Below are 24,891 nucleotides of genomic sequence, written 5' to 3'. Positions count from 1 at the left end.
ATGAACAATGCGGAAATCGGAAAAGCAATGGAAATCAAACTGGATCCCGTTCTGCCGGAATACCCGACCTTTAAAGAAGGTGTCAGAAGAGCCCCGAAGAGAGAACTGACCCTGAACAAAAGGGAGATCAAGCTGGCAGTAGCAAACGCCCTCAGATATGTGCCGGAAGAGCTGCACGAACAGCTTGCACCGGAATTTTTAGACGAACTTCTGACAAGAGGACGTATCTACGGATACCGTTTCATGCCAAAAGACAGGATCTACGGAAGACCCATTGATGAATATAAAGGAAAATGTGTGGAAGGAAAGGCGTTCCAGGTCATGATCGACAACAACCTGGACCATGAGGTGGCCCTCTATCCATACGAGCTTGTTACATACGGGGAGACCGGCCAGGTCTGCCAGAACTGGATGCAGTACCAGCTGATCAAGAGATACTTAGAGGAGCTTACAGATGAGCACACCCTTGTGATGATGAGCGGCCATCCCATGGGCCTGTTCAAATCCCACAAGACAAGCCCCAGGGTCATCGTGACCAATGGCCTGATGGTGGGCATGTTCGACAACCCGGAGGACTGGGCGAAAGCTGCAGCCATGGGCGTATCCTCCTACGGCCAGATGACAGCCGGCGGCTGGATGTACATCGGCCCGCAGGGCATCGTGCACGGCACCTTCAACACCATCCTGAACGCAGGACGTAAGTTCTTAGGCGTGCCCCAGGACGGGGATCTGTCCGGCCACCTGTTCGTCACAAGCGGCCTTGGCGGCATGAGCGGCGCACAGCCCAAAGCCATTGAGATCGCAAGGGGCGTGGGAATCGTAGCGGAGGTGGATGCCTCCCGTATCGAGACCCGGCACAGCCAGGGCTGGGTAGGCCTGGTGATCGAGGATGCGGCGGAGGCGTTCCGTGTGGCAGAGGAATATATGGAGAGGAAAGAGACCGTATCCATTGCCTACCACGGAAATATCGTGGACCTGCTGCAGTATGCAGTGGACAACAACATCAAGATAGAGCTGTTATCCGACCAGACAAGCTGCCACGTGCCTTACGACGGAGGCTACTGCCCGCAGGGCCTGACCTTTGAGGAGCGCACCGAGATGCTGGCAAACGACAAGGAGAAGTTCTGTGAGCTGGTGGACCAGACCCTGGTGAAACACTACCACCTGATCAAGACCCTGGTGGAGAGAGGCTCCTACTTCTTTGACTATGGAAACTCCTTCATGCGAGCCGTGTTCGACGCGGGAGCAAAGGACATCGCCAAGAACGGCGTGGACACCAGCGAGGGATTCGTGTTCCCGTCCTACGTGGAGGATATCCTGGGACCGGAGCTGTTCGACTACGGATACGGCCCGTTCCGCTGGTGCTGCCTGTCCGGAAAGCCGGAAGACCTGCGTGCCACAGACCATGCGGCCATGGAAGTGATCGACCCGAACAGAAGGAGCCAGGACAGGGATAACTATATCTGGATCCGTGACGCGGAGAAGAATAAATTAGTAGTGGGGACCCAGTGCCGTATCCTGTACCAGGATGCCCTGGGAAGAAGGGATATCGCCCTGAAGTTCAACGAGATGGTGAGGAACGGCGAGATCGGGCCGGTGATGCTGGGCCGTGACCACCATGACACAGGCGGAACAGATTCCCCGTACAGAGAGACCTCCAACATCTATGACGGCTCCAACATCACAGCGGACATGGCAGTCCACTGCTATGCCGGAAACGCAGCCAGGGGAATGAGCCTGGTAGCGCTGCACAACGGAGGAGGCGTAGGCATCAGCAAATCCATCAACGGCGGATTCGGAATGGTGCTGGACGGAAGCGGGAGAGTGGATGAGATCTTAAAGGCAGCTATCCCGTGGGATACCATGATCGGTGTATCCAGGAGGAGCTGGGGAAGATGCGGTCACTCCATTGAGACCGTAGCAGAGTACAACAAGATAAGGGAAGGGCAGGATCACATCACCATGCCGTACCTTGCAGATGAAGATATGATCGAGAGAGTATGTAAAGACGTAGTGGTAGAAGAGCATCACGCACACCACTGATCTGAGATAAAAAAGGCCACAATATTCATTCCTAAATAATAAAAACAAAAGAGGCTGCCGGGGTGCCGGAGGTCTCTTTTGTTTATACGGAATTTTATTTTTTATCTGTTTTATAAAACTTCATAAAGAAAATTGTGCTTGAAAATACAAAACTAAATTTGAGATTTTTCCTCATATGCAGACATGAAAGAGAGGAACGTTTTATAGCTCCTCTTTTTCATTGCTTACCGATTCTCTTTTCATCCGTTCCATAAAGAAAGATTTGTTATCAACTGCCCGCATGGTAGCCAGTATGCCGTCCAAATGGTCGTATTCATGCTGCAGAAGTTCGGACAAGTCACCTTCCAGGTGCATGGTGCAGGGCATGAAATCTACATCCAGATAAGAGATATCCGCACGTTTATAACGCTCTACTTTTACAAGAAGGCCCGGAAAAGACATGCAGTCATCCAGCAGGGTATATTTTTGGTCATCCGGAAAGGTTAAGGCAGGGTTTATAAACACATAGGGTTTATCTGTATACATGTACAGCAGACGTTTGCGGATTCCAATCTGCGGGGCTGCCACGGCCCGGCCTGCGCCGTATGTATGGCGGTAATCCATGAGTGTGTCGTGTAAGTCCGCAACCCATTGAGGGATAAATATTCTGTCGGCGTCCGTAACTTCCTCACTCATTTCATAGAGCAGAGGGTTTCCCAGCTTTAAAATTTTCTGAATCATGTAAGCGTCCTCTTTTCTTTCTGTTTTGTCTGATATCCTGATGGCTCAGGTCCCATACACATATTTTATCATACTTGATTTTTGTACACAACCCGTACTGCCATACGACAGATAAAGCGTGCTGCTTTGAAAGGCGCAGACTCAAACAGCTAAAGCTTATTCTGTTTCCGCCACGTGCTGGGTGACACTCCCATCTGTTTTTTAAATGCTCTTAGAAAGTTCAGTTCATTTTCATATCCCACATGGTAAGCGATCTGGAACACCGGGAGATTGGTGCTTGCCAGAAGGTCCAGAGATTTATTGATCCGAAACTGGATCAGATATTCCTGCAGGGACATATGCAGGTTGGCGCGGAACAATTTTGTCAGGTGGCTCCTGCTCACATTGCAATAGTTGGATATTTCATCTAGGGAGCGGATAGCAGCGTATTCCGCGCCTATGTACCGGACAGCCTCCGAGATGTACAGATCGGCGATCCGGATATTGGTGTGTCCGGATTTGATGGAGCCTGCCGCATTTTTTATGAGAGTGTCGAAAAACAAATGCAGATGCCCGATGATATATGCCTTGGAAGCATGGGGATGCTGCAGGATGGCGGACAGATGTTCTTTTATGCTGGTGGTGGTCTGGGCGCTGTAATCTTTTGGACGATAGACAGGGGTGCCGTGGTTGAGGCCGCAGGCCCTGAGATACTGGGGAACACTCAGACCCTTGAAAAGGATCCAGACGTAATGCCACGGCTCCTTCTCATCCGCATGGTATATGTGCCGGCTATGGGGTTCAAACAGGAAGCCTTCCCCGGCATTGATTTTTATACTGCCGGATATGTCTGCCAGGATCTTATTGTCAGAACAGGTAGACGGCGCATAAGAGATATAACCTTTTCCGGAAAGCACATAATGGAAGATATATTCATTCCTGATGTATGGACCAAAAGAATATAGAGGGGTACACTGCTGGTCACCAATTTCGAGTAAATTTAAGTCCTGATAATCACTAAAATTAAAGATATAGCTTTCCATACCTGTCCTCCTGAGTTCAGTAGAAATATATTCGCAAAATCGGGGATTGCATTGTTATTTTATAGACTGGAAAGAAAACTGTAAAGTAGAAAAAAATAAGATAAAAATGCGAAAAATAGAGGATGGAATTTAAATATACTATCAAAATCGCGCATGTATATACAAAATACTACTTTGTACATTCAAATTGTACACATAATGCTTCCTTATGATATTTTGTGGAAAATGACGAAATGTTATAATGATATACATCATATATGAGACATATTTCCTTATACAGATAAGAGATATGTAAAAAAATAATGACATATGGGAGGAAAAATTATGAGAAACAAAAATCGTTATTGGGCGCTTGGCTTAACAGCATGTATGCTTGCATCTGTTATGGCAGGATGCGGTTCCGGAGGAGGCTCTGATTCCAAAGAAAGTTCCGGCAAAACTACGGACAGCAGCACAGAGGCAGATGCAGGCGGAACCTCTTCCGGCAAAGAAGTGAAGCTTACCATGCTGGGCTGGGAGATTTACCAGCAGGCAGGTATGGAAGCCCTGGCAAAGGCTTATCATGAGCAGCATCCAAATGTAACGATAGACGTGCAGATCTCTACCTGGAGTGAATACTGGACAAAACTGGAGGCAATGGCAAACAGCAACTCCCTTCCTGATATTTTCTGGATGCATACAAATGAGTTCAGCAAATACGCGGAAGCGGGAATCCTGGCAGATGTGACAGATCTCTATGATGAGGGCAAAGAGTATTACACCAATAATTTTGCTGAGAATCTGGTACAGAATTTTACCTACGAGGATAAGGTTTACGGTGTGCCGAAAGATGTTGATACGGTAGCACTGGTCTACAACAAGGACATCTTTGATGAAGCCGGTGTCTCCTACCCGGATGATACCTGGACGTGGGATACCCTTGTGGAGGCATCCCAGACCATTTATGACAAGACCGGAAAATTCGGCATGATGGCTGACCACAATGAGCAGGAAGGCTGGCTGAACACCATTTACCAGGCAGGCGGCTTTTATGTAAATGAGGATAAGACCAAAGCCGGATTTGAAGACCCCGGTACACAAAAAGGCCTGAAAGAGTACATGGACTGGCAGTTAGCCTATGATTTCTCACCGAACCAGTCAGAGCTTTCCGACCTTGGAAAAGCGGAACGCTTCTTCGCAGGGGAGGGTGCCATGATGTACTTTGGAAGCTGGGGCATCAACAACCTTTATATCAATTATCCTGATCTGAACTGGGATGTGGCAGTGCTGCCAAAATGCCCGGATCCGGTCAAAGGCGACGGACGTGCCAGCATCTCCAACGGACTTGCGTATTCCACAGCAGCAGATAATCCGAACCTGGATGTGGTAAAAGACGTTCTGAAATTCCTGGGAACCGAGGAGGCAGCCATGATCCACGGTGAGAACGGGGCAGCTATCCCGGCATTCAACGGCACAGGGGAGTCCTGGTCCAAAAACTATGAGGGCAAGAATGTAAAGGCGTATGTAGACCAGTTAGAGTACAGTGTGCAGTATCCGTATTCCAAGACAAAATCCACCTGGTTCCCGGAGGTTGAGGCAACCCTTTTGGAGGTATACAGCGGAAATATGAGCTTTGAGGACGCATGCAAACAGTGTCAGCAGCAAGTGGATGAGAGCCTGGCTACAGAACACTGAGAATGAGAGGTGGACGAGGTGGCAAGACAGCAGAAGACAAAGACAAAATACGGCAAAGGTGCGGCAACGGGATTTTTTATGGTGATGCCTACTGTCATCGGATTGATGATCCTGAATATTTATCCGCTGCTTCGGACTGTTTACATGAGCTTCTTTAAGTCAGGGTCTTTCGGGAAATGGGCGTTTGTAGGTCTTGACAACTATATGAAAATGTTCCAGAGTGACAGTTTCTGGACTATTACGAAAAACACACTGGTATTTATGGTGATGACAGTGCCGGTCACGGTTATTTTCGGCCTTTTGATCGCGGTTCTGCTGGACCAGAAGATCAAGGGAAAGACCGTATTCAGAGCCATTTACTTTCTTCCCATGGTAGTGGCTCCGGCGGCGGTCGCCATGGTCTGGAAATGGCTGTTCAATTCTGAGTACGGGATCATCAATACAGTACTCAGCGCACTGCATCTGCCCTCAGACATCAACTGGATCGCAGACCCCAAGACGGCCCTTCTGACCTGCGCCATTGTGACCATCTGGAGCAGTGTGGGATATGATGCCATTCTGCTTCTGTCCGGGCTGCAGAGTATATCCAGGACTTATTATGAGGCGGCAAGAATAGACGGCGCCACAGGGTTTCAGCAGTTTCGCAAGATTACGGTACCTCTGGTTTCTCCCACCCTGTTCTTTGTGCTGATGATGCGTGTTATGGCATCCCTGAAGGTGTTCGATATTGTCTATATGATGATAGAGAAGACAAATCCTGCCATCCGCAGTGCGGAAACGATTCTATATAACTTCTACCAGGAGACTTTTGTAAAGAATAATAAGGGATACGGCTCCGCCCTGGTGGTCTGGTGTGTGATCTTGATCGCTATGATAACGATCATTCAGTTTATCGGACAGAAGAAATGGGTTACTTATGACGTGTGATGCAGGAGGAGGTTGCAGGTGATGGCTGGAACAGACAGAAAAAGCAAAAAAATCAGCAGGGGCCATATTTTCATATACCTTGTGCTGATTCTGGGCAGTGTGGTAATGATCTTTCCGTTTTTATGGATGATCTTGACAAGTTTTAAGACAGTACCGGAGACAACGCTGGTGCCGCCTACATTTTTTCCGGAGTCGTTTCAGAATACGGCGGCTTATATTCAGGTGACCAACAGTCTGCCGTTTTTGAAATTGTATTATAATACCTTGATGATGATCTTCATCCGGGTCATCTGTGCGGTGGTGTTTTCTTCCATGGCGGCTTATGCTTTTGCAAAGGTGCATTTTCCGCTGAAGAATCTGTGCTTTGCCCTGGTGGTATCCCAGCTTATGTTTCCGGCACAGGTGTTCATTCTTCCGCAGTATGAGATGATCTCTGCCATTGGGAAGACAGACTCCATCTTTGCGCTGGTTTTCCCGGGACTGGTAAGTGCCTTCGGAACCTTTTTCCTAAGGCAGACCTACATGGGAATACCCGATGACCTTATCGAGGCGGCAAGGATCGACGGATGCGGGCAGTTTCGGACGTTTGCAAGCATTGCATTTCCGCTTACCAAGACGGCGATCGCAGCCTTGGCTGTATTCACGGCATTGTTTGCCTATGCGGATCTGATGTGGCCGCTGATTGTGAATACCAAGCTGGATATGCTGACACTTTCCTCAGGATTGTCAACCCTCCGCGGACAGTTTTCCGTGAATTACCCCAATCTGATGGCAGGGTCGGTGCTGGCTATGGTGCCTATGATCGTGATCTATCTGATCTTCCAGAAGCAGTTTATTGAGGGGATCGCACTTACGGGGACAAAGGCATAATGTAAAATCCGCGGACAGCGGAACCGAAAAAGAAGGCTGATAATGTATGAAGATCAGCCTTCTTTTTGTTGTGTGCCTGGCGGCGCACGTTACTAACGGGTGAGAGTCCCCGATCCGCCCTGGTAGTGGGAAGGATACAGCCAAGACCAAGGGTGTCCTACCTATCTAAATTCAGTATTATGCAAATGCAGATATATCAATGAAGAGGGAAGCGATTGAAAAAGCAACTTCTGAACTAAATCCATTGTTCAAGGATAATCCTGATATCAATTGGGAAGATGATGAGGAATTGCTTAAAAAGTTATATGGATCAGCATAAAAGATTATCCCGACTTTTTCTTATTTGAATCGGCAATTGATAGGCATTACTGAAGCGATTCAGGATAACAATAAAGTCGGGATAAGTGGTGTGAGAGGTCGGCTAGTCACTTGATGACTAGCCTCCTACTCGATTGGGATTTCTGTAGGTCAAATGCTGTGCAGGAAGGTGACACATGCCCCGCCGGATTTCGAGTTTTCGATTTTGAGAGAGCCTCCAAGCTGTTCGGCCAGTTGCCCGGCAATGTATAGACCAAGGCCCGAATGGCCGCCTTTTGTCTGCCTGGCTTTGTCACCCCGGTAGAATTTATCTGCCGCCTTTTTCAAGTCAGCCGGACTGAAGCCTGTCCCTGTATCACAGACCGTATAGAAGATATGGTCTTTATCAGCCTTTACGGAAATATGGATCCTGCCGTCTGGCGGGGTATACTGCAGGCTGTTGGATATGATATTATCAAGGATCCGGGCTAATTTATCTGTGTCGGTCCGGATCACAGGGGGGACATTGTCATGTATGTGCAGCATCAGTGCAATTCCTTTTTGGCGGGCCGGCAGATCATAGTCATGTATTTTCTGAGTCAGAAATGCTTCCAAGTTTACCGGGGAGGATTCCGGTTGTATATAGGAATTTTCCAGGTCAGAAGTATACTGCATCTGCATAACAAGGTCAGCGCTTTTTTTCGTATTATTTCTTATGACTTTGAGATATCTGCATAGTTTTTCTTTACTGTCAGGGGGATTTTCAAGCAGAGAATCCGTGTACCCCAGTATGATAGAAAGAGGAGATTTCAGATCGTGTGCCAGGGATTCTACCATCCAAATCCGTTCCTGTTCCATCTCCCATTGAGCGGACAATGATTCTTTCAGCGCCTCTTTCATTTCCGAAAAAGCACTGCAGAGTCTGCCAAGCTCATTGTCTGAGGAATAACTGATATCAAAATCCAGGTCTTTTTCTTTTATTTTGCCGGATGCTTCAATTAAAAGCTGCAGCGGTTTATTGATATTTCCGGCAAATATTTTTGAAAACAGCAGTGTAAAACCGGTAATATAAAGAAATGGGGAGAACAAAGACACAATGATCACGGCAAAGATCACACGTCCCCTGTCATTGGCAAAGGTGGGCTTTATCTGATAGAAAAGAAGTACGGCACCTGCAGGGGAACCTGATGTATCCGTGAGGAGCACGGTATGAATGTAATAACCCTGCCGCAGGACCGTTGTGCCGGAAAAGCTGTCAAATAACTCCTCTGTTGTTGTAAATGGTTTTTCGGTATAAGTGCCGTACAGGATATTGCCGTAAGCGTCCACCGTCTGATAGAGCATCTGGTCACCCTGAATGGCTTTTTTCAGATTTTCTTCCCCTTGATCGGACAGTAGCGCCATATTTTTTTCCTGAATATATGCAGCAATGTCAGGAATCTGCTGCAGGTAATGATTTGCGGGCAGAATGTCTCTGTCTACAGCGTACAGAAACAGCATAACAGCCAGTGCATAGGTTAGGAGCGTGGCACCTATGCTGGCTGTTATGATATAAATAAAGGTATGCCTGAACTGGGCTGCAAGGGATTGCTTTTTCATAATATCATGCCTGCCTTTTCACGTTTTATTCCATTTGTAACCGATTCCCCAGACCGTTAAGATGTAATCTGTATCCGGTGTTACAGCGGCGAATTTTGCCCTTATATTTTTAATACGCTCAACAACAGTGACAGAGTCTCCTTCGGAATCATAGCCCCAGACCTTTTCATAAATCTGCTCTCTTGAAAAGACCTGACCCGCGTGAAGCGCCAGGAGTTCTACAATGTCGTATTCCCGCCTGGTCAAGTCAATATTCATGTCTTCGATTTTGACCGTCCGTTCTTTCAGGTTCATGCAGAGCTTTCCATAATATAATTTAGAACGTTTCTGTTCTGTATTGATATATTGTGACCTTTTTTCTCTCCGCAGATTTGCTTCAATTCGTGCCATCAGTTCCCGAAGCCCGAAGGGTTTCGTCACATAATCATCGCCGCCCAGGCTCAGTCCCCGGACTTTATCCGTTTCCGACTGTTTTGCGCTCAGAAAAATTATGGGGCACAGCACATCATCCCGGATTGCCCTGCAGACCTCAAACCCGTCTGTTTCAGGCATCATAATGTCCAGTATGATCAGATCCGGCTGTTTTTTAGAAAGCTCAATACCGTCCTTCCCATTATAGGCGGTCAGTACCTGGTGGCCCTTGGCGCACAGTTCGTCTTCCAGCAGCATGACCAGGTCTGTCTCGTCGTCAATGATCAATATTTTGCTCAATGTGTCATTCCTTTCTTTTTTGCTTATTCATAGTTTTTCCTTCCCTCCCATAAGTTAAACCAAATCATACCTCCGGCCAGAAAGAGAACGGTTCCCACTGTGACTGCCAAAAGTCCCAAAGCAGCGGTATGCTGTACGCCAAAGGAAATATCTGAGGCATTGGCAGAACCACTTTCTTTTAACAAAAGAGCACCTGGAAGCATTCCTAATTTTACCGGCCATGTCCAGGGGATCACAGGCCAGATTTTGGAGCCAAGGCCGGTAAGACCAAGGATTGCAGCCATTAAGAGGCCTCCCATGCTGATACCCACAGAGGCACCCATGCCCCATGCAAAGCTTATCCACAAATGAAGTGCCAGAAGGGGAAGTGTCCCCAGGATCACCAGTACGGCAGCAGTCAGGAACAGCATGTAAGAAGCACCGTCAGGAAGGACCAGATTCGTACTGATGCATAGGGTCAGTACGGCCAGGAGTGTGCATGCGGCAAGACAAAACAACAGGAGAAAAAACTTTCCCAGATATAATTTAAAACGGGAAATACCGGTGCCTAAAAAACCGTTAAAATTCCCGGCAAGTTCTTCCTCATGAACAAGAAATCCTGCAAAGACGCCTACCCCCACGGGAATGATGAATACCGTCCAGATCGTAAAAAAACCTTCAAAGGCAAAAGCCCGTGTGATCCCCGGATGGGTGGTAAGGTAGGCGGCTGCACAGAGGGAAAAAAGGACAGGCATACACAAAGTCAGGAAACGAATGGCTGTCCGTTTTGTCCGGAGCCATTCTGACCGTAAAAAAACTATCATTGTTCCTCCTTTCCGGCAAACCACACCGAGGAAAGCACAGTAAATACAAGAGATACGGTCAAAGATACAACAAGCCCCACAGGAATCACAGAAGGGTCTAAAAGAGGATCACCTGCTTCCAGGAGGACACCGTTGGGGTGGATATGTATTATAGGGCACATCAGCCTGGTAGCCAGGCTCCAGGGGACTGCAAACCAAAAGGAGGATGGTGCGGCAAGAATCCCGGCGATCATGCCTGCAAATCCGATTCCCATACTCAGGAACAAACCTTTCCATTCTGCAGCCCATAACTGAATCGGTATCAATGCAAGAGAAGAGAGCCAGCAGACAATGCCGGCTGCAAGAATCTCACCGAAAGGTATGGTTCCCGCCTTTGTTGTCAAACCCGCTGTGACTGCAGCAGCCATTAAGACCAGAGTGGAAAGCAGACTATAGATGGCTATGGCTGCAATTTTATTGATCCAGAGTGCCTTAGCTGAGATATCACGGGTTCGGAGAGAACGGTAATTGCCGGATTTTTTCTCCTGAGCAGCCGCCAGAGCGGCAAACAGCGCAAATCCCAGGGGAAGGAATACAAAAGGCCACCAGTTAAAAATAAGGGCTAAAAGGCTCTGCCACTTCCAGGAACTGTTCTCAGACTGAGGATTGTTCATGAGGGATACCTGAGTGACCAGTGCGTATACAGCAAAGAAAACAGGAATAAAAAGGATCAGTTTTCCCATAAATGTTCTTTTATATTTCAGAAGCTCAGATTGCAGACCATGCATTTCTTTTTCCTCCTTTGCGTATAACGTCCGTAAAAAAGTTCTCCAGATTTTCACCGGAGTCAGGTGTTCCCTGATACAAAAGCTCTCCGCCGCTTAATATCCCCACCGTATCTGCGATCTGGGCCACTTCTGATAAAATATGGCTGGAGATGATCACGGTGATTCCCTTTTCGGAAAAAGACGTGATCAGCTCCCGCAGTTCCTGGATACCGAAAGGGTCAAGCCCGTTGGCAGGCTCATCCAGGATCAAAAGCTCTGGGTCGTTTAGAAGTGCGCATGCAAGCCCAAGCCGCTGCTTCATGCCCATGGAAAACTGGGAGGTCCGCTTTTTGCCGGTGTCTTTTAGATTGACGGTTTTCAGGACTTCATGGATTTTTTCCGTTGGAATATGTAAGAGTTTTGTGTGTACCAGAAGATTTTCTTCGGCAGTGAGATTTCCATATAGGGCAGGGGATTCGATCAGGGAACCGATCTTGGAAAGGGATTCCCGTTTCCAGGGAGAGCCGTCTATAAAAATCTGTCCGCCTGTGGGGCGGAGAAGCCCCACCAGCATTTTCAGCGTTGTGGATTTTCCGGCACCGTTGGGGCCAAGAAGTCCGTAGATACTGCCCCGTTCAATCTGCAGGGAAACGCTGCGGACTGCCATTTGGCTGCCATACTGTTTGGATAAGTTTTTGGTTTCAAGGATTAAATCTTTCATGTGTTTTCCTTTCCTGTAATGTGGTATTTCCTGTTACAAGAAGGATCATAGCATGAAAAAATAACGTTTTTATAACGCTTAATAGATTATGTGTATTTCTCTTTTGTGTCATAGGAGCAATGGGATATCATCAGGGATACGGTCCTCAGAAAGCAGTACCAGAAAAGAGGTCAAAGGCCGTGTGTACCCGATAAAATCCAGGAAAGCTTCTTTTTCCGGAAAAAGAAGAGGCTTTAGATGCCGTTTCCGGATAAACTGCAGCAGAGTGGCAGCCACATCCTCATAGGCTGAATTATTCTCAAAATCCGAATGCTTGTGGTTCAGACAGAGGTTACTTCTTCTTTATGATTTTTTCAATATCTATAGTCTTATGGACCAGCCCGCTGTAGAAGCCCTCCTCATGGGAAACGAGAAGTATGCTGCCGGGAAAGTCCGAAAGGGCAGTCTTCAGAGAGGCTTTTGCCTGAAGATCCAGATGATTTGTGGGTTCATCCAGGATGAGGAAATTGCATGGGGTGAGGGTGAGCAGACACAACTTAACCTTGGCTTGTTCGCCTCCGCTCAGTGTCCCGATGGCCCGGGCAGCATGTTTGCTGGTGATGCCGCAGAGGGATAGGCGCTTCCGTATCTCCTTCACAGTCAGGTCAGGATAGGCGTCCGACACGATCTGAACAGGGGTTAATAGATTGTCCGGCCAATGCAGGTCCTGTTCAAAATATCCTATTTTTACCTGCTGGGAGAAAGAATAACTGCCGTTTTGTGCGGGAATCTGTCCGAGCAGGGTTTTAAGCAGCGTGGATTTTCCGATACCGTTAAATCCTGTTATGACCACTTTCTGCCCTCCGGTAACGGAAAAGTCCAGGTCAGATAAAAGGGGATAGTGGTATCCCACGGACAGGCGGCGGACAGACAGAGGTTCTGTGGCAGTCAGAGGAAGGACGGCAAAGCGAAAATATGGTTTTAACTCTCTTACATTAAGAGCTTCCATTTTGTCCATCCTGTCCAGTTGTTTCTGTCTGCCCCGTGCCATTCTGGTTTTCCGGCCTGCCATATTCTTCCTTATGAATTCCTCTGTCTTTTTGATCTCTTTTTGCTGTGCGGAATACTGACGGATGTAATCTTCCCTTAGCAGAGTCTTTTTCTTTAGAAATTCAGAGTAGGTGCCGTAGTATTTTGTGATCCTGTTGTTGTCAATATCACAAATCCGGTTCGCTATTTTTTCCAGGAAATCAAAATCGTGTGATACGGTGAGAAAGGCATTTTCCAGGGTGGAGAGATAATCCGCCAGCCAGGCTACATGCTCTTTGTCCAGGAAATTGGTGGGCTCATCCAGAAGAAGGACATCAGGCTTTTCCAGCAGCAGTTTTGCCAGAATGACTTTGGCCCGCTGTCCGCCGCTCATCTTTGACACCGGGCAGGAAAGCCCGAGAGCGCGCAGGCCGAGGCCGGAGACTACCTGTTCTATGCGGGTGTCTATGGTATAAAAGCCCTGTATCTCAAGCTCTTCCTGGCAGCCGGCTGCGGACTTCAGGGCTTCCATATTCCTTGATGCAGCCTCTTCATAGAGGCGGTTCATCTTTTCTTCCAGAAGATAGAGGGAACGAAAAGCAGAGCGTAGGAATTCCTCCATAGTTATGTTGGAATCGAGCTGTGCATATTGGTCCAGATATCCGATCGTAGTCTGCGGGTGCCAGGCAACGCGGCCCGTGTCGGGGATGACCTGTTCCGTGCAGATTTTGATCAGAGTGCTTTTTCCGGCTCCGTTTGGGCCTACGATTCCTATATGCTCTCCTTTATTGAGTGTCAGTTCTGCGTTTTTAAAAAGCTGGCCTTCGCCAAAGGAATGGGTAAGGCCGGTGATTTCCAGTAAACTCATGATTTTTACAGATCCTTTCTTTTTTGTTGTATTAAAATTTTTGTAACCGGTGTATTGATGCAGGATATCTGCCTTCCCAATCATTTTTCATGAGCAGTATTATTTACACAAAAAAAGCAGAAGACAGTGATACATTTCAGATGTATCTGCCTTCTGCTGTGTGCAGGCTGGTCACAGTAAAAACCGTCCGTAAAAAGCCGCAGTCATATCCCGGTATAACAGCAAAAGGCTACAGACAAAACATTGTCCATAGCCTTTTACACAAAATAGTCACGGGAAAATAAACAATAAAAGGGAAGAGGATATCAGCGTATTTCTGAGTACGGCAAATAAGCGGAAAGCACGTTTTGCAGACTTCCCCTGTCGTATAGAAGCACCGGCACGGCAGGCGCTTTGAACTTCCCTGTGCAGCAGAAAAGATCTCCGGGCAGGATCACCTATGGGTAAGATAACTGCAAGCAGCCGCGCTTCGGCGCATGAGTCCGCCGAGCCATACTTTTTATTCCGTTTTATTATTTTATCTCCCGATGAAATCTATAGCGTATATCATATGCCATACTCTGTACAATGTTTCATCGGTGTGGATCGTACAGAGATAGTTTTGGCAACTGGTTTTGGTTGGTTTGTTGAATTATAACCCATATGGAAGCTCCTTACTGTTAATGCGGTCACTATAGCATAAGCCTGACCGTTTGTCAAATTTAATTATTTGATCCCTTTTTATATTCAGCCATTTTTTTATTGTATTCCTGAATTGGGATAAACTCCTGTTCCGGATTGGAATACGTTTCCTTGTATTCTGCGGCAGGTACGGAATCCTTATCCTGACCGGAATATTTTTCGTTGTACTCCGACAGGGGGACAGATTCTTTTGTATGGTCAGAATATTTTTCATTATATTCAGAAAGAGGTATGAATTCCTCCGGCTGTCCGGGTTTGGCAGTTGAACAGCCAAGTACGAACATAGTAAAAATGGTGGCTGTACAAGCAATTTTTTTTGATGTTTTCATGGATAGTCACCTCCGGTTTTGTGGAAATAATTTTACAATTTGAAAGGTGTCTGTTATTATTTATTATATATTCATCATATAGGTACATATTTTCCTGTTCATATATGAATATTGTACAATGCCTAAGCCGGATTGTCAATGAAGCGGAAAATGGTCATAAAGAAGCTGAGACATAAGCGTAACAGTTCAGACAGGTCTGCGCATTTACTGCGCTGACCGTATGAAAAAGTAGTGGCAGCAGGCATCCAGCCCATCGCGAAGCGATTTTTAATAAATATTCAGCACCATATGCAACATAATGAACAGCAAGGACGTTTACATGGCAAAAAATATACCATATACTTGTAGTAACAACAGATCTTCTGCGTCTGACAGAAAGGTATTTCCCTGCATGTGGAACAGGGCTTCTGCAGTGCTGATAACTTAGGAGGGTAAAGTATGGAAGCTGTATTTGAAGGGATCAACAGTGTTTTCGGGTTTATCGGACCACTGTCTGATTTTTTGTGGGACTTTCCCACGAATTTTGCGTGGTATGCGGACATTCCCATTCTGGGCAGTTTTTCGTTCGCCATAATCCTGCTTTTAGGGTCCGGGATTTTTTTTAGTTTTAAGCTGGGATTTATGCAGGTGACACATTTTAAAAAGGCGATCAAAATTCTGACAGAGAAACGTTCCGTGGAGACAGGCATATCACCGCTGGCGGCATTTTTCCTCAGTTCGGCCATGCGTGTGGGACCGGGCAACATTATAGGTGTGACCGGAGCTATCGCTGTGGGCGGGCCGGGAGCGCTGTTCTGGATGTGGGTATCCGCCTTTTTCGGAATGGCAGTAGCCTATATGGAGGGTGTGCTGGCACAGATCTTCAAGGAGAAAAAAGAAGAAGAGTTTGTGGGGGGCCTGCCTTTCTATGGAAGAAAACTGCTGGGGAATAAAGTCTGGGTGGGTATCTTTCTGTCAGTGCTGTATATACTTTACGCGCTCTGCTGCCTTCCGGCCCAGGGGTTCAATGTGGTGTCCTCTGTTGGGCGTATGGCGGAGATCGTGACAAGTTCCACGATTCAGACAGATTCTGTATTTTACTATTTGGTAGGCGCGGGCATTATTATCCTGACGGCTGTCATTGCCTTCGGCGGTATCAGAAAAGTGACAAAATGGACCGACAAAATGGTGCCGGTCATGGCTGTATTATATATTGTAGTGGTGCTGCTCCTGGTTGTGATGAACTTTAAGACCATTCCTTATTTCTTCCGGGCTGTATTTACCGGCGCTTTCAAGCCGGATGCATTTTTCGGCGGAGTATTCGGAACTGTTCTGGCCCAGGGTGTGAAGCGCGGGCTTATGTCCAATGAGGCAGGGCAGGGTACCATCACTATGTCAGCGGCAGCAGCGGACGCAAAACATCCCTGCGAGCAGGGTATGATCGCCTCCATCGGTGTTTTTCTGGACACCATTGTCATCTGTACCCTGACCGGATTTGTAGTCGTTATGGCTCACTGCTGGACAGGAGCAGGGGCGGACACCTGGGCAGCCCTTGACAAGCTTCCGAAATTCACGGGATCCATTGCAGTGCTGACACCGGGAACGGCTATGAACGCTGTGATGACTTTTCTTGTGACATTGTGTTTCTGTCTGTTCGCGTTTACCTGTCTGATTGGAATGATCAGTTTTTCTGAAATAGCGGCGAACAGGATCAGGAAAGATAAAATCTGCATCAATACTGTGCGCTGTGTTGCGCTTTTTGTGGCGGCATTCGGAATCCTCTGCAATATTGCAGGGCTGGAACTGGGCAATCTGTGGGCGTTCTCGGATCTGGGAAATATCCTGATCGTGTATTTCAATGTTCCCATTGTATATGTTGGGGCCAGATATGTATTCCGGGCAACCAGGCATTATAAGAAGCATGACGGCACACCCTTTACTTCAAAGGTTATCGGCAGGGATGACTGCCAGTATTGGGATAAGAAAGCAGAGAACAAAAATAAAAATTAGCAAGACAGGGCCGGAGAGAGACATTCTTGTTTTTCTTCGGTCTTTTCTATTCTCCGGCATGGGATACAGTGGACACTAAAACAAATTTCAGTTAGAATAGTAATATCATCCCGAAGCCATCCGACATTTTTTCGACAATAAAGCGCTACGCTTTCGATAACTGTATTTACGGGAAAAACAGGAATCGGGGGATAGGTATGAAGGAAATTTACAGAAAAGCAATGGAGATATGGGAAGTGCCGGAAGCGTTTTATGAGGCGGCACTGCCCATGTACCGTGAGTATGAGGCTGCGCTTGCCGTCAGCTTCGGAAGAGATCCCATACCCGGCCGGGAAATATGCCGTCTGCTTGAAGAATGGGGAAATGCGGATGCAGAGTGCCTTCTTTTTGAAAGCTACCAGAGAAATGTGCTGGAAAAATGTGAGGGTGGCTGCAGTGGAGAAATGTGTTACAGAATGACAGATTTCTATTCCCGCTATCCGTATTTTGCCCAGTATGAACCGGAAGCCTATGCGGAATTTTCTCAGGAGACAGTGGACAGCTTAAATGAATGGGATTTGAAAGTATACATGGACCGCACAGCCCAGGCAGCCCTTGCCATAGCTGCCGGCAAAGATGTGCCCATGCACCAGACCCAGTATTTGACCCTGCAGGAGTCCTTTGATATGATGGACACACTGGGGGAGGCGCTTATAATTCTGCCCTGCAACTGCAAAGCCATGGGCAGATGTACCGAAAAGCCTGTGAATGTGTGTATAAACAAGCTGGAAAAAGGACCAAACACGCCGTATGACAGGAAACTTGGAACCATCCTCACGCTGGAGGAGACGAAAAAACTGATCCGCCGGATCAATAAAAAAGGGCTTATGCAGTCAGGGGAAAATAATGTGCTGTGCAACTGTGACGGTGTTTACTGTTATCCCACCAAAATGGCCAGGATACTGGGAACCAGGCTTCATTATCCAACCTCACACTACGAGACTTTGTGGGATGAAAATCTCTGTGTCCGGTGCGGGAAATGTACGAAAATCTGTAATTTCGAGGCCTTCTACAAGGACCAGGCAGGTAAGGTGAAGTTCGATCCTGAGAAATGCTGGGGCTGTACCATCTGTTCTGCAAACTGTCCCAAAGGCGCAATTTCGTTAAAGAAAAGAGTGACAGAACCGGGAAGTAATCTTACAGAAAATAGGTAAAGGTGAAAACATGGATAGAAGATATTCTCATGACATAGAAGTTCAGCTTATGGGACGGCCGGGTGTACTGCTTTTTGGGGAAAAGGTTTCTTTTCCCTATCAGAAGGTGGAAGGCCTGTTTTATTATTTGTGTGTGAATAGCCAGATATCCAGAAGCCAGGCAATCAGCGTTTTGTGGGCAGAAAGCAGTGAATCCATTGCCAGGAAGAATCTGCGGGACGCTGTCTATAATATCAGAAAAGTGCTGGGACAGGACATTCTCACCGTTGAAGGCAACACGTTGATCGTTCTGAACCGGCAAAGGGATATAGATATAGACATTGAACATATTACAAGGGAAAACCTGCTGGAAAGCTGGAAAGGGGAATTTCTCCAGTTTTTCTTTGTGAAGAATTGTTATGAGTTTGAAGCTTGGGCAGAAGGGGAAAGGTCTGAGCGGAAACGAAGCTACATAAAGGCACTGCAGCTTAAAATTATGGGGCAGAAGATTGGACATGGGCTAGAATTTCTGGAAGAGAGCGGCAGGATCCTCATACAGAACGAGGTGCTTGACGAGGAACTATACCGCATTATCATGAAAAAACTGGCGGAGGCGGGAAGATATCTTTCCGCTATGGAAATCTTCCAGTCCCTGAAAACCTTTCTGGAGAAAGAAGTGGAGGAGACGCCTGAGGAGGAGACACAGAAGCTTTACGAGAAAATATCGGATATGAAGAACAGGCTGAAACGCCGGCCCAAGGAGAGGGGAGAATATTTTTTCGGAAGAACGGATATTCTCTATGACATCTATTCCCGTATCGGCACAAGGGACGGGGATATGGAAAGGCGGTATCGTTCTTTTCTTATTACAGGGGAACCGGGCGTGGGGAAGAGTATGCTCCTGGAACAGATCGGGAGAATGGTGGAGGACTCGGATTATCTGATGTTTACCTGGGCCTGCTGTGAGACGGAGAAAGATCTATATCTGATGCCGTGGCATGGGATCATGGCAAAGGTGGATGAATACTGTAAGAAAAACGGATTGGATGTGGAGTCCCCCACAGATATTCTGCTGCGGCAGAACGCTTCGGATGTACAGTTTTTTATGACCCGTTTTGAAATACTGACAGAGTCGGTCTTCCGATACCTGACAAAGTATTTCCGTGACAGAAAGATCCTGCTTTTTATTGATGATATTCAGTGGATGGATTCCATGAGTATGCGGCTTATGAGTAATCTGCTGTTCCGCATGGGGCAGGGGCAGATGCTTGTGGTGGCTGCCAGCAGGGAGGATGACGGCGATGACATTAAAAGCTTCAAGATCCCTCTGATCGGAAGGGGAATCCTGAAAGAAATTGAGTTAAAGCCATTTACCCTGGAGGAAGCCAGGCAGGTTATTGAGGAAACCGATGCAGGTATTTTGGACAATCCGCGGCTTGTGGAACAGATTTATAAAAAGACCCAGGGAAATCCCCTGTTTTTTATGGAATCCCTGCGGCTGTATGAGCGAAAAGAGAACGGCGCTGCATTTACGGACAGAATGTCAAATGTTATCCAGAGCCGCCTGTTAAGCCTCTCCAGACGGGAAAGGGTCATGCTGGATATTGTGTCCATTTTCTCCCTGCCTGTGACCAAAGGGGAGATCAATCAGATCCTGGGTATGGAGGAACTGCAGCTTCTGCAGATATTGGAGCCTCTGCTGGATAAAAAGATCCTTTATGAAAAACTGGTGAGCGGTGAAGTACACTATGGGTTCCGCCATCAGATCATCCGCGAATATGTATACAGCTGCCTGCCAAAAGAAAAAAAGGATATATACCATAATTACATTGCCAGGTATTATGAACAGGAGTACCAGCGCCATAGGAATCTGGGGACCTGTTCCCTGGTCATCCATCACTATGAACAGTGTGGGGACCGGTATAAAATGTATTGGTACAAAGTGGAGTATTTGGAGGCGTTCTACAGGATTTCCTATGACTTTTATCCTATGTTAGCAAGGAAAGCGGTATTCAGCGGTAATATCGACGGCTTTTTGGCAAAGGAAGACGAGCTTGTGGAGCTGGCGGAGGAGATCAGGCTCCTGCAGGAGACGGATTCCCGGATGACGCCCATACGCATGCGTGTGGAATATCTTCTCGGGCGTTATGAGATGTTTGTCAGGGACTGCCACAGAGGAAAAAAATACATTGAGAAGAGCCTGGAACTGGCAAAGGAGATCTCAGACAGGAATTATATTTTTTACAATTACCTGCAGCTTATTTTATACGGAGACCTGACAGGCCAGAATGCGTTTATGCAAAATGTGATCGAAACCTGCATGGCTTTTATGAGGGACTGTACCCATCATCATCTGGAGGAGGAGTGTATGCTGATACGGTATCTGGGCATCTGTATGATGAAAGACGGAGAGTATCAGCAGGCAGAGAAGCTTTTTATGGAGGCAGTAAAACGCCTTGACCATGCAGATGACAGAACTGAGCATTACAGAAGAGAGTTGTCAGCCTGCCATCACCATATGGGAATCTGTTATATCAGGCAAAAGAAGTGGGATATGGCCAGCGGCTGTTTAAAAAGAGCAGTGGAAATCGGAGAGAAATATATGGTATCCGGTGAGGCGGGGGTATTCTACTCAGATATGAGTCTTGTGCTGTGCCGGATGGGAGATTTGAAGGGGGCAAATGCATTTGCCGAGAAAGCACGTTCCTGTTTTATGCAGGCCGGTTCCCTGTGGGGGGAGGCCAAGACGGATCTGTGCTGCGCGCTGATCGCAGAGGCGGAAGGCAGACCGGAAGAGGGAAAACGCTGCCGGGAGCTTGCGGACCGGACAGCTAAGAAATTAGACAGTAGTTTTTTATGGGAAGAACTGAAAATGATGGAAAATTAGGGACAGATGCGGTGAGAGATCTCCGTATCTGTTTTTTTATAAAAAGCAGGAAATCGGCAGATTTTTGAAAATAGTATTGGACAGCAGACGGTTTTCCGACGAATTGCTGGTACAAATAGAGTATCCGTCAGATGACGAAAATGGAAAGGAGTTACAGCAAAAATGAAGAAAGAAGTATTTACCCCAAAGGGAATGAAAGTGTTCGGAGGCCCTGTGGCTGAGGCTGCCATTGCAGGCGGTTTTGCCTTTGTCTCAGGACAGATAGCCCTTGACCCTGAGACAGGAGACATTATTCACGGAACCATCCAGGAGGAAACAAGAGCAGCTCTTGGCAACCTGAAACTGCTGGTGGAGGAGATGGGGGCAACTCTGGAGGATGTGGTGAAATGCGATGTGTTCTTATCCACAATGAAGGATTTTGATGCCATGAATGAAATATACACAGAATTTTTCGGCACGGAATGTCCTCCTGCAAGATGCGGTGTTGCCCTTGAGCTCTGGGGAGGCATGAAGATTGAAGTGGGAGCCATTGTAAAACTGTAAACGGAGGATGGCATATGTTAATAAATCAGATAAAACAAACGGAACTGGAGACTATTCATGAAAAGACTCTGTATCTGCTGGAGCATGTAGGTGTGGATTTTGAGCACCCTGAGCTTTTGGAACTGTACAGGAAACAGGGGTTACGCACAGAGGGGAACCGGGTGTATTTTGACAAAGAAACAGTGGAGCGTGCACTGTCCACAGCACCGGCCAGCTTTGTGATGAAGACACCTTTTGAGGAACTGAAGATCGGTGAGGGGGGACAGGCCATTTGTTCCGCATCAGGGTCCAGGAAAATCCTGAGGGACAATAAAGTCTATGACCCCACACCGGAGGACTATGTGAATATCCGTAAGCTGGATGCGTCCAGCAATATGATCAACCTGTCCAGCTCTCCGCTGACCTATATACCGGCATTTCCAAAGGAGAGGGCAGAGGTGATCAAAGGGGCGCTTACCCTGAAATATTCCACTCATCCTGTCATCATGTCCTGCTTCGGTAAGACGGACGCAGAGGAGACCATACAGCTTGCACGTGATTTTTACGATACGGACGAGGGGTATTACACCATAGGCGTGGGAAATGTTATTTCGCCCATGCGCTATGCCAAGGATGACATAGAAGGACAGCTTGCCTATACAAAAAGAAATCTTCCTGTGGTAATTGCCTGCTGCGCCATACCGGGCATGACAAGTCCTGTAACACTGGGCGGCACCATTGTCCAGAACAACGCGGAGGTGCTGGCAGGTGTCATCATGACCCAGCTTGTGAATCCGGGGGCGCCGGTTGTCTACGGAAATACCACCTATGTCTCCAATATGAGAAAGGCCATGCCTGTTTCCTGGGGCTGTGAGGAAGCAGTGTTTATCCAGTATGCAAAGGCTATGGCAGACTACTATCACATTCCCTGCCGCACCGGCGGTTCCCTGTCTATGGGGAAAGAGCTGGATTACCAGAACGGCGCGGAGACAGCCATGTCCCTTATGACCAGCCTGGATGTAAAGGCAGACTTTATTTTCCATTCCTTCGGGGAGATGGATGGCCTGAATGTATTCAGCTTTGAGAAATATGTGCTGGATGAACAGATAATGGCTGCCAGAAAATCTGTGGAGAGTATTGACATTTTCTCAGAGGAAGATATGGATCTGGAAACCATCTCGGAGGTAGGGCCGGGAGGAAATTACCTGGCAGAGGAGGAGACGATCCTGCGCTACCGGACAGAGATATATTATCCGGAGCTTTACAGTCTGGAAAATTATGCGGATTGGGAGCGGAACGGAAGAGTCTCCGTAGAACAAAAAGCAAAAGAACGGGTGGAAAAACGCCTGAGAGAATACACACCGCCAAAGTTCACGGCGAAGCAGAGAGCTGTGCTTGAGAAGGCTCTGGAGGGATTTGACCTGTAACGGGGAAAAGGCATACGGCAAAGCCGTATGATGACAAAAGGAAAAGCAAAAGAAGAGGGAGGTTGTTTTTATGACCATTATTGACAACATAGTAGTCGTGATCTGTTTCATCGGTATTCTGGCAGTAGGATATTATTTTTCCAAGACCTCACAGGATATGGACAGTTTTTACAAAGCAAACCGGGCCCTGCCCTGGTCTTTGGTGGTGGGTACCCTGATGGCATCCTGGTACGGCGGCGCAGGTGTTGTGGGAACCGTAGGCTATTCCACAACCATGGGTTTTGCAGGATTTTTTATCTGGTCGATCGGTGCCCATGCGGTGCGTTTTCCCCTGGCCCTGTGGGTGGCACCCAGAATTTCCGTGAAGGCAAAGGGAACCATCCCTGACCTTCTGCGGGTGCATTACGGAAAATTTGCGGCTGTCCTGGGCGCGATCGTTATTGTGATCACCTGTCTGTCGATCGGTGAGATCGCAGCAGTGGGATATGTAGGCGAAGGTGCCTGGCATGCGGATAAAATCATGGTGGCAGCCATTGTAGTTGCCATTTCCATTGTAGTCACCTGTCTGGGCGGCTTAATGGGGGTAGCTGTGACGGATATGATCTTCTTTTTCCTGATGGTTACCTGTGTATCCTCCGCATTCCCAAAACTGTTTTTCAGCGTGGGCGGACTGGAAGGCATCAAAGCGGCCCTGAGCGGTCCGGCTCCGGAGATGCTCACTGCGTTCGGCGGAATTCCTGTTCCGCAGGCTGCTATTCTGATCATTCTCTGTATCAACCTGTATAAGGACCCTGCGTTTTATCAGAGATTTGCAGCAGCCAACTCTCCGAAAACAGGCAAAAGAGCCATGCTTTTATGTTTTTCCATCTGGCTGTCCTTCGACGTGGTCACCATTATGACAGGGACCATTATCCGCGTCCGTGACACAGCACTGGCTGTGCAGCCGGAAGTTACCTATGTGGCTACCGTGATCGAGTATCTGCCTGTTGTGGCAAGAGGCTTGTTTGTGGTAGGTATTCTGGGAGCCATCATCTCCACGCTGGACAGTTATTACCTGATTGGCGGAGAGATCATCTCTAATGATATTATTTACATGCTCAGAGGAGACAAAAAGCTGAAGGATAAGGTCAGCATTACGATCACAAGAGTGGCAGCAGTTATTTTCGGTATTATCGGTCTCTTTACCGCATTCCGATTTGACCGCGTGTATGACGCGTTCCTGTTTTTGAGCAGTATCAGTATGACGCTGTTGTTTGTGCCAATCATTGCGGCCCTGATGTTTGACGGCAGAAAGACGAATGTGGCAGGTGTTGCCAGTATGCTTGTAGGTGGTGTTACCTGGATCATATTCCAGTATGTATGGCCTGTTACCATATCAGGCGTAACCATTGACCCGGTTCTCATCGGTCTGCCCCTCTCCTTTGTGGCCTTCCTCATTGGAAACCGCTTTGGTAAGGATTTGAACGCAGAACGCAGACTGAAAGGAATGTAAGGAGGAAGCAGAGATGAAAGATCCCAAAGAAAAGACAAGTGAACTGACAGAACAGGAAAAATCAGAGCTGAAAGTGGAATGGCTGGGCGTGGACGGCGCTTTGGTGCTCCTCTATATTGTGCTGGCATGTATTTATGGATATGGAATGCTGAACAGTGTGGATTTTATTATCGGTATCATGGCTCCGGGAATCGCCATTCTTATAACCGTGGGCGTTTTCCTGAAATATTGTACAGAAGTTGTTTCATTTGCCACCGGCAAAAAAGGCAGTGACAAGAAAAAGAAAAAATAAAGAGATCGCAGCACAGGGCAGCGCGGCATTTCAACTGCAAAGTCCTGTGCAGAAAAAAAGAGAAGAGACGGCACATATGGCTGTATGGGAA

The 24,891-nt window shown here is 47.5% G+C and carries 21 protein-coding genes; 12 read left to right on the top strand and 9 right to left on the bottom strand.

Annotated features, from left to right (window positions below; all coding sequences use genetic code 11):
• Positions 1-2,043 carry a urocanate hydratase gene (gene hutU / locus A4V09_RS10695; protein ID WP_065542306.1) on the top strand — a complete coding sequence of 681 codons (2,043 nt, stop codon included), beginning with the start codon at positions 1-3 and terminating at the stop codon, positions 2,041-2,043.
• A 201-nt stretch (positions 2,044-2,244) separates the two neighbouring features.
• Here the strand turns inward: hutU and A4V09_RS10690 are convergent, their stop codons facing one another.
• Positions 2,245-2,763: a peptide deformylase gene (locus tag A4V09_RS10690; RefSeq protein WP_065542339.1), complete on the bottom strand. Its 519-nt coding sequence runs from the start codon at positions 2,761-2,763 to the stop codon at positions 2,245-2,247.
• A gap of 149 nt (positions 2,764-2,912) precedes the next feature.
• The gene (locus tag A4V09_RS10685; protein ID WP_065542338.1) at positions 2,913-3,785 is read right to left on the bottom strand and encodes an AraC family transcriptional regulator; all 873 of its coding nucleotides are present in this window, start codon (positions 3,783-3,785) and stop codon (positions 2,913-2,915) included.
• Positions 3,786-4,109: 324 nt separating this feature from the next.
• Between A4V09_RS10685 and A4V09_RS10680 the strand changes: the two genes are divergently transcribed.
• From A4V09_RS10680 to A4V09_RS10670, 3 genes are all read left to right on the top strand, one after another.
• Positions 4,110-5,459, top strand: a complete 1,350-nt coding sequence (locus tag A4V09_RS10680) for an ABC transporter substrate-binding protein (protein WP_242964064.1) — start codon at positions 4,110-4,112, stop codon at positions 5,457-5,459.
• Positions 5,460-5,537: 78 nt separating this feature from the next.
• Entirely contained in the window at positions 5,538-6,386 is an 849-nt protein-coding gene (locus A4V09_RS10675; protein WP_065544728.1) for a carbohydrate ABC transporter permease, read from the top strand.
• 21 nt (positions 6,387-6,407) lie between these two features.
• Entirely contained in the window at positions 6,408-7,256 is an 849-nt protein-coding gene (locus A4V09_RS10670; protein ID WP_065542337.1) for a carbohydrate ABC transporter permease, read from the top strand.
• A 468-nt stretch (positions 7,257-7,724) separates the two neighbouring features.
• On the opposite strand, the gene A4V09_RS10665 is transcribed toward A4V09_RS10670, so the two are convergent.
• From A4V09_RS10665 to A4V09_RS10640, 6 genes are all read right to left on the bottom strand, one after another.
• Positions 7,725-9,152 carry a HAMP domain-containing sensor histidine kinase gene (locus A4V09_RS10665; RefSeq protein WP_065542336.1) on the bottom strand — a complete coding sequence of 476 codons (1,428 nt, stop codon included), beginning with the start codon at positions 9,150-9,152 and terminating at the stop codon, positions 7,725-7,727.
• Positions 9,153-9,170: 18 nt separating this feature from the next.
• Complete coding sequence (locus A4V09_RS10660) at positions 9,171-9,863, bottom strand: response regulator transcription factor (protein WP_065542335.1); 693 nt, start codon at positions 9,861-9,863, stop codon at positions 9,171-9,173.
• Positions 9,864-9,886: 23 nt separating this feature from the next.
• Complete coding sequence (locus A4V09_RS10655) at positions 9,887-10,666, bottom strand: lantibiotic immunity ABC transporter MutG family permease subunit (RefSeq protein WP_065542334.1); 780 nt, start codon at positions 10,664-10,666, stop codon at positions 9,887-9,889.
• Positions 10,663-11,433, bottom strand: a complete 771-nt coding sequence (locus tag A4V09_RS10650; protein ID WP_065542333.1) for a lantibiotic immunity ABC transporter MutE/EpiE family permease subunit — start codon at positions 11,431-11,433, stop codon at positions 10,663-10,665. Before A4V09_RS10650 ends, A4V09_RS10655 begins: the two co-directional genes overlap by 4 nt.
• A complete protein-coding gene (locus tag A4V09_RS10645) occupies positions 11,414-12,133 on the bottom strand; it encodes a lantibiotic protection ABC transporter ATP-binding protein (RefSeq protein WP_065542332.1) in 720 nt (239 codons plus the stop codon). The genes A4V09_RS10650 and A4V09_RS10645 overlap by 20 nt, the downstream gene beginning before the upstream one ends.
• 331 nt (positions 12,134-12,464) lie before the next feature.
• On the bottom strand, positions 12,465-14,009 hold the full coding sequence (locus A4V09_RS10640) for an ABC-F family ATP-binding cassette domain-containing protein (RefSeq protein WP_065544727.1): 1,545 nt from the start codon (positions 14,007-14,009) through the stop codon (positions 12,465-12,467).
• 439 nt (positions 14,010-14,448) lie between these two features.
• Between A4V09_RS10640 and A4V09_RS24385 the strand changes: the two genes are divergently transcribed.
• On the top strand, positions 14,449-14,646 hold the full coding sequence (locus A4V09_RS24385; protein ID WP_157123492.1) for a hypothetical protein: 198 nt from the start codon (positions 14,449-14,451) through the stop codon (positions 14,644-14,646).
• A 64-nt stretch (positions 14,647-14,710) separates the two neighbouring features.
• On the opposite strand, the gene A4V09_RS10630 is transcribed toward A4V09_RS24385, so the two are convergent.
• Positions 14,711-15,019, bottom strand: a complete 309-nt coding sequence (locus tag A4V09_RS10630; protein WP_065542330.1) for a hypothetical protein — start codon at positions 15,017-15,019, stop codon at positions 14,711-14,713.
• Positions 15,020-15,457: 438 nt separating this feature from the next.
• On the opposite strand from A4V09_RS10630, the gene A4V09_RS10625 reads away from it, so the two are divergent.
• The 7 genes from A4V09_RS10625 (at position 15,458) to A4V09_RS10595 (ending at position 24,800) form a co-directional block, all read left to right on the top strand.
• Positions 15,458-17,008 (top strand): alanine/glycine:cation symporter family protein, encoded by a 1,551-nt coding sequence (locus tag A4V09_RS10625; protein ID WP_065542329.1) that lies wholly within the window; start codon positions 15,458-15,460, stop codon positions 17,006-17,008.
• 197 nt (positions 17,009-17,205) lie between these two features.
• Positions 17,206-18,201 carry a 4Fe-4S binding protein gene (locus A4V09_RS10620; RefSeq protein ID WP_065542328.1) on the top strand — a complete coding sequence of 332 codons (996 nt, stop codon included), beginning with the start codon at positions 17,206-17,208 and terminating at the stop codon, positions 18,199-18,201.
• Positions 18,202-18,211: 10 nt separating this feature from the next.
• Positions 18,212-21,067: an ATP-binding protein gene (locus tag A4V09_RS10615; protein WP_084043533.1), complete on the top strand. Its 2,856-nt coding sequence runs from the start codon at positions 18,212-18,214 to the stop codon at positions 21,065-21,067.
• A 162-nt stretch (positions 21,068-21,229) separates the two neighbouring features.
• Positions 21,230-21,610, top strand: a complete 381-nt coding sequence (locus A4V09_RS10610) for a RidA family protein (protein ID WP_065542326.1) — start codon at positions 21,230-21,232, stop codon at positions 21,608-21,610.
• Between the two features lie 14 nt (positions 21,611-21,624).
• Positions 21,625-23,016, top strand: a complete 1,392-nt coding sequence (locus A4V09_RS10605; RefSeq protein ID WP_065542325.1) for a trimethylamine methyltransferase family protein — start codon at positions 21,625-21,627, stop codon at positions 23,014-23,016.
• A gap of 70 nt (positions 23,017-23,086) precedes the next feature.
• The gene (locus A4V09_RS10600; protein ID WP_065542324.1) at positions 23,087-24,508 is read left to right on the top strand and encodes a sodium:solute symporter family protein; all 1,422 of its coding nucleotides are present in this window, start codon (positions 23,087-23,089) and stop codon (positions 24,506-24,508) included.
• Between the two features lie 13 nt (positions 24,509-24,521).
• Positions 24,522-24,800, top strand: a complete 279-nt coding sequence (locus A4V09_RS10595; RefSeq protein WP_065542323.1) for a hypothetical protein — start codon at positions 24,522-24,524, stop codon at positions 24,798-24,800.
• Positions 24,801-24,891 lie beyond the last annotated feature (91 nt).

Source organism: Blautia pseudococcoides (genome assembly GCF_001689125.2).
GTDB classification, from domain to species: Bacteria; Bacillota; Clostridia; order Lachnospirales; family Lachnospiraceae; genus Blautia; species Blautia pseudococcoides.
The sequence above is the reverse complement of the archived record's forward strand: the minus strand, read 5'-3'. Positions and strand labels throughout refer to the sequence as shown.

Excerpts from the sequence above, each read along its gene's own strand:
- A4V09_RS10680 (WP_242964064.1), top strand. The coding sequence starts at position 4,110 with ATGAGAAACAAAAATCGTTATTGGGCGCTTGGCTTAACAGCATGTATG.
- A4V09_RS10625 (WP_065542329.1), top strand. The coding sequence starts at position 15,458 with ATGGAAGCTGTATTTGAAGGGATCAACAGTGTTTTCGGGTTTATCGGA.
- A4V09_RS10640 (WP_065544727.1), bottom strand. The coding sequence starts at position 14,009 with ATGAGTTTACTGGAAATCACCGGCCTTACCCATTCCTTTGGCGAAGGC.
- A4V09_RS10610 (WP_065542326.1), top strand. The coding sequence starts at position 21,230 with ATGAAGAAAGAAGTATTTACCCCAAAGGGAATGAAAGTGTTCGGAGGC.
- A4V09_RS10615 (WP_084043533.1), top strand. The coding sequence starts at position 18,212 with ATGGATAGAAGATATTCTCATGACATAGAAGTTCAGCTTATGGGACGG.
- hutU (WP_065542306.1), top strand. The coding sequence starts at position 1 with ATGAACAATGCGGAAATCGGAAAAGCAATGGAAATCAAACTGGATCCC.
- A4V09_RS10600 (WP_065542324.1), top strand. The coding sequence starts at position 23,087 with ATGACCATTATTGACAACATAGTAGTCGTGATCTGTTTCATCGGTATT.
- A4V09_RS10645 (WP_065542332.1), bottom strand. The coding sequence starts at position 12,133 with ATGAAAGATTTAATCCTTGAAACCAAAAACTTATCCAAACAGTATGGC.
- A4V09_RS10690 (WP_065542339.1), bottom strand. The coding sequence starts at position 2,763 with ATGATTCAGAAAATTTTAAAGCTGGGAAACCCTCTGCTCTATGAAATG.
- A4V09_RS10595 (WP_065542323.1), top strand. The coding sequence starts at position 24,522 with ATGAAAGATCCCAAAGAAAAGACAAGTGAACTGACAGAACAGGAAAAA.
- A4V09_RS10670 (WP_065542337.1), top strand. The coding sequence starts at position 6,408 with ATGGCTGGAACAGACAGAAAAAGCAAAAAAATCAGCAGGGGCCATATT.
- A4V09_RS10675 (WP_065544728.1), top strand. The coding sequence starts at position 5,538 with ATGGTGATGCCTACTGTCATCGGATTGATGATCCTGAATATTTATCCG.
- A4V09_RS10685 (WP_065542338.1), bottom strand. The coding sequence starts at position 3,785 with ATGGAAAGCTATATCTTTAATTTTAGTGATTATCAGGACTTAAATTTA.
- A4V09_RS10605 (WP_065542325.1), top strand. The coding sequence starts at position 21,625 with ATGTTAATAAATCAGATAAAACAAACGGAACTGGAGACTATTCATGAA.
- A4V09_RS10630 (WP_065542330.1), bottom strand. The coding sequence starts at position 15,019 with ATGAAAACATCAAAAAAAATTGCTTGTACAGCCACCATTTTTACTATG.
- A4V09_RS10655 (WP_065542334.1), bottom strand. The coding sequence starts at position 10,666 with ATGATAGTTTTTTTACGGTCAGAATGGCTCCGGACAAAACGGACAGCC.
- A4V09_RS10665 (WP_065542336.1), bottom strand. The coding sequence starts at position 9,152 with ATGAAAAAGCAATCCCTTGCAGCCCAGTTCAGGCATACCTTTATTTAT.
- A4V09_RS10620 (WP_065542328.1), top strand. The coding sequence starts at position 17,206 with ATGAAGGAAATTTACAGAAAAGCAATGGAGATATGGGAAGTGCCGGAA.
- A4V09_RS24385 (WP_157123492.1), top strand. The coding sequence starts at position 14,449 with ATGGGTAAGATAACTGCAAGCAGCCGCGCTTCGGCGCATGAGTCCGCC.
- A4V09_RS10650 (WP_065542333.1), bottom strand. The coding sequence starts at position 11,433 with ATGCATGGTCTGCAATCTGAGCTTCTGAAATATAAAAGAACATTTATG.